The sequence below is a fragment of the Pandoraea sp. NPDC090278 genome (assembly GCF_044772185.1).
GTDB lineage: Bacteria > Pseudomonadota > Gammaproteobacteria > Burkholderiales > Burkholderiaceae > Pandoraea.
In genome coordinates this window covers 325,527-341,059 of sequence record NZ_JBIVYJ010000006.1, presented here as the reverse complement: position 1 = coordinate 341,059, position 15,533 = coordinate 325,527, and the positions used below count along the sequence as shown (strand labels likewise).

Genomic DNA, 15,533 nt, shown 5'->3' with positions numbered 1-15,533 from the left:
TGCCGGCCCGTCTCCCTCCCATTCCAAGACAAGCAAGGATGCGCCGCATGACGACGCCATTAGACGCGCGTTGCGAGCGTGCACGACAACTCAGTGCCGCCGGCCGGCTCGACGAGGCGATCGCCGAGTTACGACAAGTTCTGAAACAATCCCCCGAATTTTTGCCCGCGCTCGAAGGGCTCGCGTATGTCTCGTTGCGCACGGGCGCTTTCGAGGGCGCGGCCGATGCCTTTGATCGCCTGCTCGCGCTCGTACCGCGTCCGGGGGCGCAGGCGACGTTCGATGCCGCGATGGCCAGCCTGCAAGCCGGGCGTCCGATGCGCGCCGAAGCGCTGTTCGAAGCGACGGTGCAGCAATCGCCCGACGTCATCGGCACGATGCACACGGTCGGTCTGACCTGGGCGCAGGCGGGCGACAACGCGCGTGCGCTCGCCTGGTTCGAGCGCACCTCGGCCAAAGCGCCCGCGCTGTGGCAGGCCCATTTCAACCGGGGCCGTGCGCTCGGCGCGCTGGGTCGCTTCGATGAAGAGATCGCTGCTTATCGGCTCGCCAACGCCATCGCGCCTCAGCAGCCGGACCCGCTGGTGAATTTGGGTGTGGCGCTGCGCGAGCAGCATGCCTTCACCGACGCGCTCCAATGCCTGCGCGACGCCGTCAAGCTGTCGCCGGATCATGCGGGCGCACGGACCAACCGGGCGCAAACCAATTTGCTGCTGGGCGACTTCGAGCACGGCTGGCACGACTACGAATGGCGCTGGCAGGACGGTGGCCAGAAACGGCGTTTCAACGATCGTTTGTGGGACGGCAAAGCGCCGCTCGCGGGCAAGAGGGTGTTCGTCTATAGCGAACAGGGCTTCGGCGACACGTTGCAGTTCGTGCGTTTCGTGCCGCGTCTGGTGGCGATGGGCGCGACGGTGGTGCTCTCGGTGCAGGCGCCGCTGGTCACGCTGCTGGGCGGTTTCGCGCGCGGTGTGACGGTGCTCGGCGAACACATGCCGGTGCCGTCGTTCGACTGGCAATTGCCGCTGCTCAGCCTGCCGCATCTGCTCAAGGTCGCGGGAGACGTGGCGGTGCACTCGCCCTATCTGCGCTCCAGCGCCGGACGCGAGATGGTCTGGCGCTCTGCCCTCGGGGCGAAGCCGGAAGGGGCGTTGCGCGTTGGTTTTGTGTGGCGCACGCGTCCGTTCCCGCCGCATCGGGACATCGCCTTGAAGCACTGGGCACCGCTGTTTGCCGCGAACGCCCAGTTCTATTCGTTACAGGTCGACGCCACGGACGAAGAGCACGCCGAACTCGCGAGCTACCGAAGCGCCCACGGCAACGTGCACGACATCGGTGCGAAGCTCAGCGACTTCGCGGAGACGGCGGCCGTCATCGCGCAAATGGATCTGGTGATTGCCGCCGATACGGCGGTGGTGCATCTGGCCGGTGCGCTGGGCAAACCGGTGTGGGTGCTGCTGAACTACACGCCGGACTGGCGCTGGCAACTGACACGGCGCGACAGCGACTGGTATCCGTCGGTCTCGTTGCATCGGCAGCCAACGCGCGGGGATTGGGACGGCCTGATGGCGCAAGTCGCTTCGGATGTCGAAGGCATCTTGCAGCAGTCAGCAGTAACGCAGCGCTGATCCCCATCAGCCTGCATCGGCCGCCTCATCGTCGTCGCGCAGACGCGTGTAGATGTTCCAGCTCGCGATGAACAGCGCAGCGATGAGCGGCCCGATCACAAAGCCCGTCAGGCCGAACAGCGACATGCCGCCGAGGGTGGAGATCAGCACCACCCAGTCGGGCAGTTTGGTGTCCTTGCCCACGAGGATCGGGCGCAGCACGTTGTCGACCAGACTGACGATGGTGCCGCAGAACGCGAACAGGATCACCGCCTTCCAGACCTGCCCGGCGAGCAGCAGCCAGATGCCCACGGGCACCCACACCACGGCCGCGCCCACGGCGGGCAGCAGCGACAGAAAGGCCATCACCACGGCCGCCAGCACGTAGCCCTGAATCCCGAGCACGGCGAAGATGAAGCCGCCGAGCGCGCCTTGCGCCACCGCTACCGCGATGTTGCCTTTGACCGTCGCGCGGACCACGGTGGTGAATTGCCGGATCAACTGGCCCTTGTGACGCTCGTCGAGCGGCAGGGCGCGTCGAATCATCGCGCCGAGTGCCGTCCCGTCGCGCAGCAGAAAGAACAGCAAATAGAGCATCACGCCGAAGCTCACCAGCAACTGCGCGGTGTTTTGTCCGATGCTCACGAGGTACACCGCGACCAGCCGCCCGATCTGCGCGGCCCCGTCGCCCAGTTTCTGCTGAATGGCGTTGACGTCCTGCACACCGGCCAGATCCATGATCCGGTGAACGCTGGCGGGCAGGCGGTCGAGCAATTGCTGGAAGGACACCGTCAGTTGCGGCAGATCGGTGCGAAAGCGCACGAGCGCCGTGCTGATTTCCTGCGTCAGCATGCCCACGACGAGCGTGAGCGGCAGAATCACGATAATCAGAATCAGCGCGAGCGTGGTGAGGGCGGCGAGATTGGGACGTCCGCGCATGCGGACAAGAATGCGGCGCTGTACCGGCTGGAACAGCACGGCGAGAATCGTCCCCCAGAACACCGCGCCGAACAGCGGGAACAGAATCCACCCGAACACGATCGTCACGACGAACAGCATGAGGTGGAAGAACTTGCGCTGGTCGCTACGACTCGACATGAGGTTTCCTTACAGATGACGACGGCTCGGATGGCGCGCCAGCCCTTCTTATAACAGAACCGGACGTCACCCCGGTCGTGGTGTCCCGCATGCCCTCGATGATGCGGGTGACGAGCGGATGACCTTCGCCGCGTCGCGAGCGAATCGCGTGAATGTCTTCGTGGACGTCGTCCGGACGGCCCAGCCAGCGCAGTCCGCGCAGCAGCGAGACGTCGCCAGCCCCGGCCTCGCTCAGCGGGAACACACCCATGCCACGCGTGGCGAACACGGCCATCAACGCACTGTCTTCAAACTCGCCCACAATGTTTGGACGGATGCCCAGTGTCTCGAACCACAGGTCGAGGCGGGCGCGCAGGGCCGAGTGTCCCGTCGGCAATAATACGGGCAGGGTCGCGAGGCATTGGGGGAAGGTATCGCGCGAGACGTTGCGCACGAGCGACGCCGGTCCGTACCAGTCGACAGGCGACTCCACCAGACGCTCGCTCGCGAGCCGCAAGGTCGGGTTGTACGGTGCGGGCTGGCTGGCGAGCACCAGATCGAGCTTGTGCAGGGCGAGCTCGGCGAGTAGTTGTTCATGCTCGCCTTCGTGGCAGACGAGTCGCAGCGATGGCGTGTCGAGCACCGGCGCGAGAATGGCGTGGGCCGCGAGCTTCGAGATACCGTCGGCGAGACCGACGGCAAGGCGCGCCACGCGGCCGCTCGCGGCTTCCCGGACTTCGTCGGGAATCGACTGGCCGAGGCGGAAGATTTCCTCGGCACGTCGGAAAGCGGCCTGTCCTGGCTCGGTCATGGCGACGCCGCGTCCGGCCGGTTTGAGTAACTGGTGACCCAGCGACTTTTCCAGCTCACGGACCTGCGCGCTGATGGTCTGGACGGCCATGTCGAGGCGTTCGGCGGCTCTGGCAAAGCCGCCTTCCTTGACGACCACCCAGAAGTAGTAAAGATGGCGGTAGTTCAACATAGAGATAAGACTTCGGAAAAACCGAACTAAAGTGAAGTATATAGCTGGTTTTTGCGAAGCGTGAGTTCGACGATGATGCTGTCCTGAGCCCGCACCCTACGTTGTGTGCGGGAGACTAAAGGGGGTGATCGATGCCAGACGGCGACGGTTGTCCCGATAACCATACGGAAACTCTGGCGCACATATGGACTATCTACTTGCTTTGGCGGCCGACCCGGCGGTGTGGGCGGCGCTTGTCACGCTGGTGGTCATGGAGGTCGTGCTCGGCATCGACAACCTGATCTTCATCTCGATCCTGACGAACAAATTGCCGTTGGCGATGCGCGCACGCACGCAGCGCATGGGTATCGCATTGGCGCTGATCATGCGGCTGGCGTTGCTCGGCACGGTGGCCTGGATCGCCAAACTGACGACACCGCTCTTCGAACTGTTCGACCACGGCTTCTCGTGGCGTGACCTGATCCTGATCGCCGGTGGTCTCTTCCTCGTGTGGAAGGCGACGAAGGAAATGCATCACCACGTGGCGACGGGAACGGAAGACGAAGCGAACGGCGACGCGTCGGGCACGCTGGCGACGATCACCGCACGCGCGGCCGTCATGCAGATCCTGGTGCTGGACCTCGTGTTCTCCATCGACAGCATCGTGACGGCAGTGGGGATGACCGAGCACATCCCGATCATGTTCATTGCTGTGATCGCAGCAGTGACGGCGATGCTGTTCATGGCCGGTCCGCTCTCGCGCTTCATCGCGGCGAACCCGACGGTGGTCATGCTGGCGCTGGGCTTCCTGCTGGTGATCGGTATGACGCTGATCGCCGAGGGCTTCGGGTCGCACATCCCGAAGGGTTACATCTACGCAGCCATGGCGTTCTCGGCCTTCGTCGAAGGGCTGAACATGATGACGCGTCGTGCCAAGGCGCGACGTGACGCAGAGAAGACGCGCGTACTGCACTAATCGAGACGTCACCGAGAGGTGAATAAAAGCGGTGCCGGTGAAAATCGGCACCGCTTTTTCGTTTGCGCGGATGGGTTGAGTGTTCGGTTTTTTCGAACTTTGGTGAATAGAAATGCAGGTTTTTCCGTTTCGGCACGCTCGGTACATTGAAAGCGTTGTCCTTTACGTAACGGAGCGAAACGATGAAGTGTCCTGTATGCGGTACCCCGGATTTGCTGATGACGGAGCGTCAGGGTGTGGAGATCGACTACTGTCCGAAGTGTCGCGGCGTGTGGCTCGATCGCGGCGAGCTGGACAAGCTGATCGAGCGCACGGACGAGACTCCCGCGATGGCGGCGCAGGCTGTTCAGGGCGGGCAGGGCGGATTTGGACGCGGCGGGTACGACGCCCGAGAACATCGGGCGTCCCACGAGTATCGCGACGACGATGATCGTCGTGACGACGACGGCAGACACCGCAACACCCATCATGGCCACGACGACCGCCGTCGCCACTATGAACGTTCGCGCAAAAAGAAGTCGCTATTCGAGATGTTCGACTTCGATTGATCGATGCGCGGGGCGGGCAGAAAGCGAAGTTGATCTCAGCGATGACGTTGGCGGCCCGAAATGGGCCGCCGAGTTTTCATGCCGCTACGTCCGCCAGTCTCACGCGTATTGCGAGAGACCGAGCCCCAGCGACCAGTTTTCTTTCTCTACTTCGACAAGATTCACGAACACGTCTTCGGGGCGAATGCCGGGACTATCGCTGAGCAATTCGGCAATCCGCCGGAACAACGCCTTCTTTTGTTCCTTCGTGCGGGTGTTGTTCGCGGTGATCTGAATGAGCACGAGGTCGTCGCTTCGGGCGACGTCAAGGTAAGTCGACCCGTAGCGGAAGTTCGCCGCGTCATGTTCGGTCAGTGCCATGAACTGGTCGTCTTCGGGCACGGTGAAGGTTTCCCGCAACGCGTGATAAACGCCATCGAATATGGCTTGTCTGTAAGCCTCGGTCTTTCCCGTACGCATTGAAATGTGAGCGAGTGGCATCGTGAGTTTCCTCGGTGGTTGACCCGCTCCATAGTATCTATTCTGATAATCTATGCGTTCTTATTTCAATGATAAAGATTTGAAATGACTGAACGCTCACTTGATCTGGAGGCGGTTCGAGCCTTTATCCGTATTGCGGAGCTTGGCAGCTTCACGCGTGCTGCCGAGGCGTTACGGACAACGCAGGCGGCGGTGAGCCTGAAGCTCAAACGCCTTGAAGACAGGTTGGGTTTCCGGCTTGTTGAACGCACTCCCCGGTACGTCGAGCTTTCGGCGCAGGGCATCACCTTTCTCGACCACGCGCGTAAGCTGATCGACGCCCATGACCGGGCGGTCGCTGCGGTGGCGGGCGCGCGCCAGCGTCTCACCATCGGCATCAGTGAGCATGTCGCGGGGCCGGAACTGCCTGCGTTGATTGCGCGGATGAATGCGCAGGATCCTCAGCTTCTAATCGAGATCAGGATCGCAACGTCGGCGGATTTGCTTCAGCGTTATGACCGGAGAGAACTCGATACGGTGCTGGTTCGCATGCATGTTGGCCGAAGCGACGGGGAGGTCGTCACCGAAGAAAAGTTCGGCTGGTTCGCGGCACCCGGCTGGCAGCATCGCGCGGGGGAGCCGTTGCCGCTCGCCACGATGGCGGAGCCTTGCGGCGTGCGCGCAGTCGCTGAGCAACTGCTCGACGAGGCGGGTATCCCCTGGACGGAGGTCTTCGTTGGCGGGGGTGTGATGGCGGTTGCCGCTGCTGTGATGGCCGGGTTGGGTGTGGCGGCGCTTTCGCCACGGATGGTGCCGTTTGGTGCGGTGGACGTCGGGCCCAGACTGGCGCTGCCGGAGTTGCCGCGTCTGCCCATTGTGCTGCACACCCGCGTGAAGGACAGCCGGGCGCGCGGTGCGCTGGCTGCACTTGGCGCGGCCTTTCGGGGTGCGGTACGGAGCTGATCGACCGCTGTGTGACGCAGCGCGAGCAGAAAAGAAAAAAGGCCATGATTGCTCATGGCCTTTTTAAATTTGGTGGCGAATCAGTAGGGGCTTATTTTCGAAAATGATCTGATTCGTCGACATATAGTTTCCAAAAAAGCGGGTCGAATTCTTGATGGTTGCCCGCAACTCAAAGCAGGACCAGCAGTGTGCCGAATATGAACAGGAAACCTCCCGCAAGGAGCTCGGATTGGAGAATGCTGTGCCATCCTGGGTAGCCATATGGCACCGGCGGAGAGAATCTGGTTTTGACAGGCAGGCGTAAAAGCCAAGTGCGCCAAGTGCTTATTATCCCGAATAAGCCGAAAGTAAGGACAAATAGCGAAATCGGCAGAATCGTATCGAATTGAGTCGGGATGTTAAATATGTGCACAACAAAGAGTGCAAGCCCGCCTAGCACCAAAATTCCACACAGCGCGCAATAGAGCAAGGTGAGGCTCGTCTTCAGCCACGTTGGCGCAGCGCTTTCGCCGTGAGGTGCCCAGTTCATTCCGTTTTGCCAACCATAATGAGTTATTGAGGTCAGTTCTGTGCCAACGGTTAGCGCTTGGATTCGAGCCTGACGAAGGTCATTCGCTCAGAGTTGAGGGCGATACTTTCTTGTTGCGAATGATTCGCAAATCTTAGACGCGAGCGGGGAGGAAGGGCGGGGGGCAGCGTGTGAATGGGGTGTATCCCACCCGAATGTGCGTGAGCGAAAAGGCGACAAGGTGGGGCTGACTCGATAGGTTTGGATTTCGCTATTGGCGAAAATTTATTGCTTTTCGCGAAAACTCTGCTACTCTTGTTCCTGAGGTACCGGAATAACTCGCTGCTGTATTGACCATCCGGTCGTGGGGCTTATGCCCTAATGTTTGTCGTCGCTCGGTCTGTCCCGGTCGTACAGGGTAGATGGGTGCGGCGCGAGAGTGCACGTTGCGAAACCGTGCACTCACTTCGGATGTGGGGGGTAGTCCCGTCGTTTGCTCCGTTTCAGTTACACGCGAGAGCTGTCGCACCCCGCGGCAGCGTAACTGAAGAGGCCCTATATGGACCTGAATACCTCCAAACGACGGGGGCTAGTCGGCAAGATGGTGTCCGTTCTTATTCGGCCGGAAACTTGGCGCTGTGCTGTGTATTTCGTGCGCTTGGTCTGGTTGGTTGGGCGGATTTACGATCAATGGCGCCATTAGCGCCCCCCGCTTTTTGAAGAAGGAGCTTGGAGCTATGCTGCATCGTGCACTTAAGCTCATGCGAACGTTTCATCAGTTGTCGCAGACAGATCTCGCGAAGAGACTGGAAATTTCAAATTCATATCTGAGTGAAATCGAGTCCGGTATAAAAACACCGGGCATCGACCTCCTGTCCCAATACTCTCAAGTCTTCAAACTACCGGTGTCGTCGATCTTGCTCTTTTCGGAGCAACTGGACGCGGGTACGAGCGGAGGCAAGTTGCGCGTAAAGGCTGCTGACAAGATTCTGCGGTTGCTCGAATGGGTTGCGGACAGGGAGGCGCTTGCCAATGAGCGCTAGGCCCACTTATCCGCTCGATCAGTCCCCGTTGTTTCGGCTTCCCTCCAAGAGACGTGCGGCGGAAGTGTTGGGCATTGATCTGCATCAGATTGAGCAGTTGGTTGGGGAGCGGAACTATCGCGTATTCGTGAACGCGAAGGGGCGCACCATCCAGCATCCCGTTGGGGAACTGGCAGGGGTGCATAAACGTATTGCGTCTTTGCTTGGACGGTTAGACGTACCGTCCTACGTCCGATCAGTTAAGGGGGAGTCGTACGTGTCCAATGCCGGCTCGCATGTCGGCAACGGCCCCTTGATCAAGACCGATATAGCTCAGTTTTACCCAGGTACTAATTTCAGTGCCGTGTACGGCTTTTTCCGCCGAGACATGGGGTGTGTTCCGGATGTCGCTCACCTTCTGGCGCGGCTATGTTGTTTTCGGCAGCGGCACCTCCCGACGGGGAGCTACCTTAGTGGGCCGTTGGCGTTCTTCGCGCACCGTGCAATGTTTGATCAGATTTACTGTCTTGCACAGGATCGAGGGTGCGTAATGACATGTTACGTCGATGACATTGTCATTTCTGGGGCAGGAGCATCGAAGGAGTTGCTTTACCGAGTGCGGGGGCTCATTCGTGCCGCCGGCCGAACTAGCAAGGACGATAAATCCAAGACCTTTCCTGCCCACAAGCCTAAAACTGTGACCGGAGTGATCGTAACTTCAGACGCTCTGCGCCTTCCCAATTCACGTCACAAGCAAATGCACGAGACTCGATTGGCTATCCGAGAAGCTGGCGGGGAGGGGGAGCGGCGGTCGCTTCGTGCGTCGCTCAAAGGGCGGCAGCAGGAGGCCGGTCAGATTTCCAATTGGAACGTGCGAAATGCTGAGTTGCGCGAGATGGACCCGTAATGAACGGGTTTTGCGGAGCGAGCTGAAGTTTGCGGAGCAAAAAAAACGGCTTCCATCGCTGGAAGCCGTTCTCAAATTTGGTGGCGAATCAGGGACTCGAACCCCGGACCTGCGGATTATGATTCCGTCGCTCTAACCGACTGAGCTAATTCGCCGTAGGAAAAAGAGTATATGGGGAAGGCTATAGCCTGTCAACAGGTATTTTGCGAAAGCTATGAAAATACTTCGGGGGGCCTTCATGGGCGGTGTCTCGCCCGGGCACCGAGCCATCCCACAAACGACAACGCCGGGACTCGAAAGCCCCGGCGTTGCTAAGTCAGACGTACCTTCTACCTGTCCGACGGGTTACCCCATCAGTCGTTAGCGTAGATGTCGACGTCCTTCGTCTCCTTGATGAAGAGCATGCCGATGACGAAGGTGATGAGCGCAATCACGATCGGGTACCAGAGGCCGGAGTAGATGTCGCCCTTAGCGGCCACGATGGCGAAGGCCGTTGCCGGGAGGAAGCCCCCGAACCAGCCGTTACCGATGTGATACGGCAGCGACATCGATGTGTAGCGAATGCGCGTCGGGAACATTTCCACCAGCATCGCCGCAATCGGGCCGTACACCATCGTCACGAAGATCACCAGAATCGCCAGCAGGACCACGACCATCGGCTTATTCATCTGCGCCGGGTCGGCCTTCGGCGGATAGCCGTCAGCCTTGAGCGTGGCCGACATATCCGTCTCGAACGCCTTGGTCTTGTCCTTCGCGTCCGCTGCCTTGCCGTCGACCGACGAGATCACCTTGTCGCCAATCTTCACCGTGGCCAGCGTGCCTGCCGGTGCCGCTTCGTTCTGATAGTTCAGACCGGCGCGCGACAGGTAGCTCTTCGCGATATCGCACGAGCTGGTGAACTTCGACGTGCCCACCGGGTTGAACTGGAACGAGCACTCGTTCGGATCGGCGATGACCGTGATCGGCGAACGGGCGGTGGCCGCTTCGAGCGCCGGGTTGGCGTAGTGCGTGAGCGCCTTGAAGATCGGGAAGTACAGCAGTGCAGCCAGCAGGCAGCCCGCCATGATGATCGGCTTGCGACCGATCTTGTCCGACAACGCGCCGAAGAACACGAAGAACGGGCTGCCGATCAACAGACCCAGCGCGACCATGATGTTCGCGGTGTTGCCGTCGACCTTAAGCACCTGTGTCATGAAGAACAGCGAGTAGAACTGGCCCGTGTACCACACGACTGCCTGACCGGCGGTCAAGCCGACCAGCGCCGGAATCACGATCTTCAGATTCTTCCACTCACCGAACGATTCCTTGAGCGGGGCCTTCGAGGCCTTGCCCTCTGCCTTCATGCGCTGGAATGCCGGCGATTCGCTCAGTTGCATACGAATCCACAGCGACACGAGCAGCAGCACGATCGACAGGATGAACGGAATGCGCCAGCCCCAGTCACCGAACGCCTCTTCACCCATCACCATGCGGGTGCCGAGAATCACGAGCAGCGAAAGGAAGAGACCCAGCGTGGCGGTCGTCTGAATCCACGACGTGTAGAAGCCGCGACGGCCATGCGGCGCGTGCTCGGCAACGTACGTGGCAGCACCGCCGTATTCGCCGCCCAGGGCGAGACCCTGCAGCAGACGCATGGCGATGAAGATCACCGGCGCGGCGATGCCCCAGGACGCATAGCCCGGCAGCAGACCGACGACGAGCGTCGACAGACCCATCAGCGTGATGGTGACGAGGAACGTGTATTTACGACCGACGAGGTCACCGATGCGACCGAACACGATGGCGCCGAACGGACGCACCGCGAAGCCCGCAGCAAACGACAGCAGTGTGAAGATGAAGGCCGCCGTCGGGTTGATCCCGGAGAAGAAGTGACGGCTGATGAATGCGGCCAGCGAACCAGCCAGATAAAAGTCGTACCACTCGAACACCGTGCCCAGCGACGACGCGAAAATGACCTTTCGTTCTTCTTTGGTCATCGGCGCATGGGTGGTGGCTGCCGTTGTAGTAGCCATGCGGTTGTCTCCTGTAATGTAAGCACGCCCCTGGGACGCACCCGGGCCGCTGCAAATGATTATTGGAGGACAACCTTACCGTCGTCTGACGCCAAACTGACTCGAACCTTACGTGGCTAGGGAGTTACCCTCGAATTTGGTCGAAAAGTGGCCGTATTTAGCGGATTTTCGTCACGCATGAGGGTTTTCGATAGGCACCTCGGCGAGCGGTAACGTCACCCGAATGAGTGTGCCGGTTGCTTCGGGATGCTGCGCATCGACATGATCGAGCACACTCACATCGCCGCGATGAATCTGCACGATCTCGCGCACGATCGCGAGACCCAGTCCGCTGCCATCGCTGTCGCTGCCGAGAATGCGGTAGAAGCGCTCGAACACGCGCGGACGCTCCGACGCAGGAATGCCCGGCCCCGTGTCCTCGACTTCAAGATGCACGAAGCCGTCGGACGCTTCGTGACGCAGCCGCACCGTCACCTTGCCACCGGCCGGTGTGTAACGGATCGCATTGTCGATGAGGTTGTTGAGCAACTCGCGCAACATCACCGGCTGTCCGGACAGATGCACCGGAAACGGCGGCTCTTCGAAGCCAAGGTCGATGCGTTTGGCGAAGGCGGCCTGAAACCAGTCCTGCATGGCGCTGCGCGCGAGCAGGCTGAGGTTGAGCGGCGTGAAGGCGGCGGCGTCGTTGGCGCTGTTCTCGGCGCGCGCGAGTGCGAGCAACTGATTGACGAGACGCGCGGCCTGTTCGGAGCTCATCGCGATTTGCGAGAGCGAGCGGCGCAGTTCGTCAGGAGATGTCTGCCGCAACGCCAGTTCAGCTTGCATGCGAAGGCCTGCGAGCGGTGTCTTGAGCTGATGTGCAGCGTCTGCAATGAAGCGTTGCTGGAGTTTCATGTTCTGCTCGAGGCGTCCGAGCAGATCGTTCAACGAGTTGACGAGCGGCGCGATTTCCGGCGGCGCTTGTCGTGCTTCAAGTGGTGAGAGATCGTCGGGACGGCGCGCGCGAATGTGCTCCTGCAACGCATGCAGCGGCGCGAGACCGCGCGACAGACCGAACCAGACGAGCACGATGGCCAGCGGCAGAATCACGAACTGCGGCAGGATCACGCCCTTGATGATTTCGTTGGCGAGCTGGCTGCGTTTGTCGAGCGTCTCCGCGACCTGAACGAGCGCCATGCTGCCCGGCGGCTGCATGCGCGGCAGATCGACATAAGTGAATGCGACGCGAATGTCGTTGCCGCCTACGGTTTCGTCGCGAAACTGGACCACGCCGGGTTGTGGACGATCGTCCTCATGAGGCAACGGCAACTCTGCCGTGCCACCCACGAGTTCGCCCTTCGCGCCGAGCACCTGATAGTAGATGTTGTCGGTCGCGTCGGCGCGCAGCAGATCCCGCGCGGGCATGGGCAGCGTGAGCGTGACCTGGCCGCGATCCGAGTGAACCTGCTGAGCGAGAACGTAAGTATTGGTCTCCAGCGCGCGGTCAAACGGGCCGTTCGCGATGGATTTTGCGACGAGATACGTCACCGCAATGCTCATCGGCCAAAGCAGCAGCAACGGCGCGAGCATCCAGTCGAGGATCTCGCCGAAGAGCGAGCGCGGCGGTGGCTCGGCCTCGCGCTCTAATGGCGCGCCGAAGCCCGGGCGTACAAAAGGATCGGCGTAAGGGTCGAAGGGGTCGGCGGCGTCCGCGGGCGGATGGCGTGGGTCGTCCTGATCGGCATGGGACGCGGTGTCCGACGACGCAGGCGCGCCGCGATGGGGGTGACGAAAGCTCAGACGCATCGGACGAACCCGATCATGCCGCGTTGGCGGGGGCCGCTGCCGGCTTCTCCAGACAGTAGCCCAGTCCGCGGATGGTGGCGATGCGTACACCGCTCGGCTCGATCTTCTTGCGCAGCCGGTGCATGTACACCTCGATGGCGTTGTTGCTCACCTCTTCGCCCCATCCGCACAGATGATCGACGAGCTGTTCCTTGGAGACGAGCCGCCCGGTGCGCAGCAGCAGCACTTCGAGCAATTCGAGTTCGCGCGCGGACAGATCGAGCATCTGCTCGTTGATATAGGCGGTGCGCCCGACCTGATCGAAGCTCAGCGGCCCGTGGCGGATGACGGTCGAGCCGCCACCAGCGCCACGCCGGGTGAGCGCCCGCACGCGTGCTTCTAGCTCGGCGAGGGCGAACGGCTTGGCCATGTAGTCGTCGGCGCCGAGATCGAGGCCCTTCACGCGGGCGTCGACGCTGTCGGACGCGGTCAGGATCAGTACTGGCAGGTGGGAATTGCGAGCACGCAGACGGCGCAGGACTTCGTGACCGGGAAGACGGGGCAGACCGAGGTCGAGAATCAGCAGGTCGAACGTCTGGGCGGACAGCGCGGAATCGGCTTCGAGCCCCGTTTTGACGTGATCGACGGCGTAGCCCCCCTGACGTAGCGAGCGGGTCAGGGCGTCGGCCAGAATGCTGTCATCCTCTGCGATGAGAATTCGCATGGGCGTGATAGGCTTGTGTAGGCACCAATGCCTGACGGCACGGGTGTGTCTCCTGTGATGTTGCGGCGCGTGGTTCGCGGCTTTTTTTGTCGTTTCGGCGCTTTCGGACAACAGGCACTTGCAAAGAGCACTGGTTTTTTATACAGTACCGACAGTCACGCCTCACTCGAGCCGTCTCGCTCATCATATCAAAGGACGATTCATGGAAGAAAGCAAGAAAGGGTCTGCCAATCTGTCGGCCGAGAAAGGCAAGGCGCTCGCCGCCGCCCTCGCGCAGATCGAGAAGCAATTCGGCAAGGGCTCGATCATGCGTCTTGGCGACGGCGAGGTCGAAGCGGACATCCAGGTCGTCTCCACGGGCTCGCTGGGTCTGGACATCGCGCTGGGCGTCGGTGGCCTGCCGCGCGGCCGTGTGATCGAAATCTACGGCCCGGAATCGTCGGGTAAGACCACGCTGACGCTGCAAGTCGTGGCGGAAATGCAGAAGATCGGTGGCACCTGCGCGTTTATCGACGCAGAACACGCCCTCGACGTCGGCTACGCCAACAAGCTGGGCGTCTCGGTGCCGGAACTGCTGATCTCGCAGCCGGACACGGGCGAACAGGCGCTGGAAATCGCCGATGCGCTGGTGCGCTCGGGCTCGATCGACCTCATCGTCATCGACTCGGTCGCGGCACTGGTGCCGAAGGCCGAAATCGAAGGCGAGATGGGCGATTCGCTGCCGGGTCTTCAGGCACGTCTGATGTCGCAGGCGCTGCGTAAGCTGACCGGCACGATCAAGCGCACGAACTGCACGGTGATCTTCATCAACCAGATTCGTATGAAGATCGGTGTCATGTTCGGTAACCCGGAAACGACGACGGGCGGTAACGCACTGAAGTTCTACTCGTCGGTGCGTCTGGACATCCGCCGTATCGGTTCGATCAAGAAGGGCGACGAGGTGGTCGGTAACGAAACCCGCGTCAAGGTCGTAAAGAACAAGGTGTCGCCGCCGTTCCGCGAAGCGATTTTCGACATCCTCTACGGTCAGGGTATTTCGCGCGAAGGCGAAATCATCGATCTGGGTGTCAACGCCAAGATCGTCGAGAAGGCCGGTGCCTGGTACAGCTACAACGGCGAGAAGATCGGTCAGGGTAAGGACAACGCGCGTGAATTCCTGCGCGAAAATCCGGAAATCGCCCACGAGATCGAGAACAAGGTACGTGCATCGCTGGGCGTGACGGCGATCAACGAAACCGGTGAGATCGAAGAAAACGACGAGGCCTGATCGTTTGATTGGCGCCTGAGTTGTTGGAACGGCAGCGCGAAGCCCAACGGCGTCGCGCTGCCGTTTTGCATTCTTGCTGCGGAAAGCAGCGCTACGATGAACTCATGATCAATCGACGTCCTCCCCGTGATCCGAATGCGCCGCCGCCCCCGCCGGGCGACGAGGCTGTCGCGGTCAAGCGATCTCGCAAGCCGACGCTGAGTCTGAAAGGGCGCGCGCTGTCTTATCTGGCACGTCGCGAATACAGCCGGGCGGAACTGCGTCGCAAGCTCACGCCTTACGCAGATGCCGAGGATCCCGAAGCACTCGAGCGCGTGCTCGACGCGCTTGAGCAGGAGCGTTGGCTGTCGAACGAACGGTTCGCGGAAAGCGTGGTGAACCGGCGCGCCTCGCGCATGGGCACGACGCGTATCGTCGGCGAGCTCAAGCAGCATCAGGTCGACGCGGAAACCGTCGCCGCGATCTCCGAGCAGTTGCGGGAGACCGAACTCGCGCGCGCCCGGGCCGTCTGGCAAAAGAAGTTCGGCGAAGTCGCTACAACGCCCGAAGCGCGTGCCAAGCAGATGCGTTTTCTGGCGGCGCGCGGTTTCTCGCGTACCGTTATCAGCAAAATCGTGCGGGGCGCGGACGAGTTTCTGGACGACGTCTGACACCGATGTCGTCACTTTCGTTATGGATGCGTGCGCATTCATCGACGAAGCGTGCGTGGCGTCCAGCTTCACGCAACCCGCATGAATG

At 61.1% G+C, this 15,533-nt stretch carries 13 protein-coding genes and 1 tRNA gene; 7 read left to right on the top strand and 7 right to left on the bottom strand.

Annotation, left to right across the window (positions count from 1 at the left end):
* The first annotated feature begins 47 nt into the window (after positions 1 to 47).
* Positions 48 to 1,628, top strand: coding sequence for a tetratricopeptide repeat protein (locus tag ACIQWO_RS22175; protein ID WP_402828931.1), 1,581 nt, complete (start codon positions 48 to 50; stop codon positions 1,626 to 1,628).
* Positions 1,629 to 1,634: 6 nt separating this feature from the next.
* Here the strand turns inward: ACIQWO_RS22175 and ACIQWO_RS22170 are convergent, their stop codons facing one another.
* Both ACIQWO_RS22170 and ACIQWO_RS22165 read right to left on the bottom strand, forming a co-directional pair.
* A complete protein-coding gene (locus tag ACIQWO_RS22170) occupies positions 1,635 to 2,705 on the bottom strand; it encodes an AI-2E family transporter (protein ID WP_402828930.1) in 1,071 nt (356 codons plus the stop codon).
* On the bottom strand, positions 2,692 to 3,666 hold the full coding sequence (locus tag ACIQWO_RS22165; protein ID WP_402828929.1) for a LysR family transcriptional regulator: 975 nt from the start codon (positions 3,664 to 3,666) through the stop codon (positions 2,692 to 2,694). Before ACIQWO_RS22165 ends, ACIQWO_RS22170 begins: the two co-directional genes overlap by 14 nt.
* A gap of 184 nt (positions 3,667 to 3,850) precedes the next feature.
* On the opposite strand from ACIQWO_RS22165, the gene ACIQWO_RS22160 reads away from it, so the two are divergent.
* Both ACIQWO_RS22160 and ACIQWO_RS22155 read left to right on the top strand, forming a co-directional pair.
* Positions 3,851 to 4,621: a TerC family protein gene (locus ACIQWO_RS22160; protein WP_402828927.1), complete on the top strand. Its 771-nt coding sequence runs from the start codon at positions 3,851 to 3,853 to the stop codon at positions 4,619 to 4,621.
* A gap of 182 nt (positions 4,622 to 4,803) precedes the next feature.
* Complete coding sequence (locus ACIQWO_RS22155) at positions 4,804 to 5,169, top strand: zf-TFIIB domain-containing protein (RefSeq protein ID WP_402828925.1); 366 nt, start codon at positions 4,804 to 4,806, stop codon at positions 5,167 to 5,169.
* Between the two features lie 99 nt (positions 5,170 to 5,268).
* Here ACIQWO_RS22155 and ACIQWO_RS22150 read toward each other — a convergent pair whose 3' ends face one another.
* Complete coding sequence (locus tag ACIQWO_RS22150) at positions 5,269 to 5,649, bottom strand: tautomerase family protein (RefSeq protein WP_402828923.1); 381 nt, start codon at positions 5,647 to 5,649, stop codon at positions 5,269 to 5,271.
* An 84-nt stretch (positions 5,650 to 5,733) separates the two neighbouring features.
* Here ACIQWO_RS22150 and ACIQWO_RS22145 point away from each other — a divergent pair, with 84 nt between their 5' ends.
* Both ACIQWO_RS22145 and ACIQWO_RS22140 read left to right on the top strand, forming a co-directional pair.
* A complete protein-coding gene (locus ACIQWO_RS22145; protein WP_402828921.1) occupies positions 5,734 to 6,591 on the top strand; it encodes a LysR family transcriptional regulator in 858 nt (285 codons plus the stop codon).
* 1,245 nt (positions 6,592 to 7,836) lie between these two features.
* Complete coding sequence (locus ACIQWO_RS22140; protein WP_150560691.1) at positions 7,837 to 8,142, top strand: helix-turn-helix transcriptional regulator; 306 nt, start codon at positions 7,837 to 7,839, stop codon at positions 8,140 to 8,142.
* Positions 8,143 to 9,106: 964 nt separating this feature from the next.
* Here ACIQWO_RS22140 and ACIQWO_RS22135 read toward each other — a convergent pair.
* The 4 genes from ACIQWO_RS22135 to ACIQWO_RS22120 all read right to left on the bottom strand — a co-directional run bounded on the left by ACIQWO_RS22135 (position 9,107) and on the right by ACIQWO_RS22120 (position 13,528).
* Positions 9,107 to 9,183, bottom strand: a tRNA-Met gene (locus ACIQWO_RS22135).
* 198 nt (positions 9,184 to 9,381) lie between these two features.
* Positions 9,382 to 11,040 carry an MFS transporter gene (locus ACIQWO_RS22130; RefSeq protein ID WP_402828919.1) on the bottom strand — a complete coding sequence of 553 codons (1,659 nt, stop codon included), beginning with the start codon at positions 11,038 to 11,040 and terminating at the stop codon, positions 9,382 to 9,384.
* A 171-nt stretch (positions 11,041 to 11,211) separates the two neighbouring features.
* Complete coding sequence (locus ACIQWO_RS22125; protein WP_402828918.1) at positions 11,212 to 12,825, bottom strand: sensor histidine kinase; 1,614 nt, start codon at positions 12,823 to 12,825, stop codon at positions 11,212 to 11,214.
* Between the two features lie 13 nt (positions 12,826 to 12,838).
* Positions 12,839 to 13,528, bottom strand: coding sequence for a response regulator transcription factor (locus ACIQWO_RS22120; RefSeq protein WP_039393077.1), 690 nt, complete (start codon positions 13,526 to 13,528; stop codon positions 12,839 to 12,841).
* Positions 13,529 to 13,730: 202 nt separating this feature from the next.
* Between ACIQWO_RS22120 and recA the strand changes: the two genes are divergently transcribed.
* Both recA and recX read left to right on the top strand, forming a co-directional pair.
* Positions 13,731 to 14,795, top strand: coding sequence for a recombinase RecA (gene recA, locus ACIQWO_RS22115; RefSeq protein WP_402828915.1), 1,065 nt, complete (start codon positions 13,731 to 13,733; stop codon positions 14,793 to 14,795).
* 104 nt (positions 14,796 to 14,899) lie between these two features.
* The gene (gene recX / locus ACIQWO_RS22110) at positions 14,900 to 15,445 is read left to right on the top strand and encodes a recombination regulator RecX (protein WP_402828913.1); all 546 of its coding nucleotides are present in this window, start codon (positions 14,900 to 14,902) and stop codon (positions 15,443 to 15,445) included.
* The last annotated feature ends 88 nt before the right edge of the window (positions 15,446 to 15,533 follow it).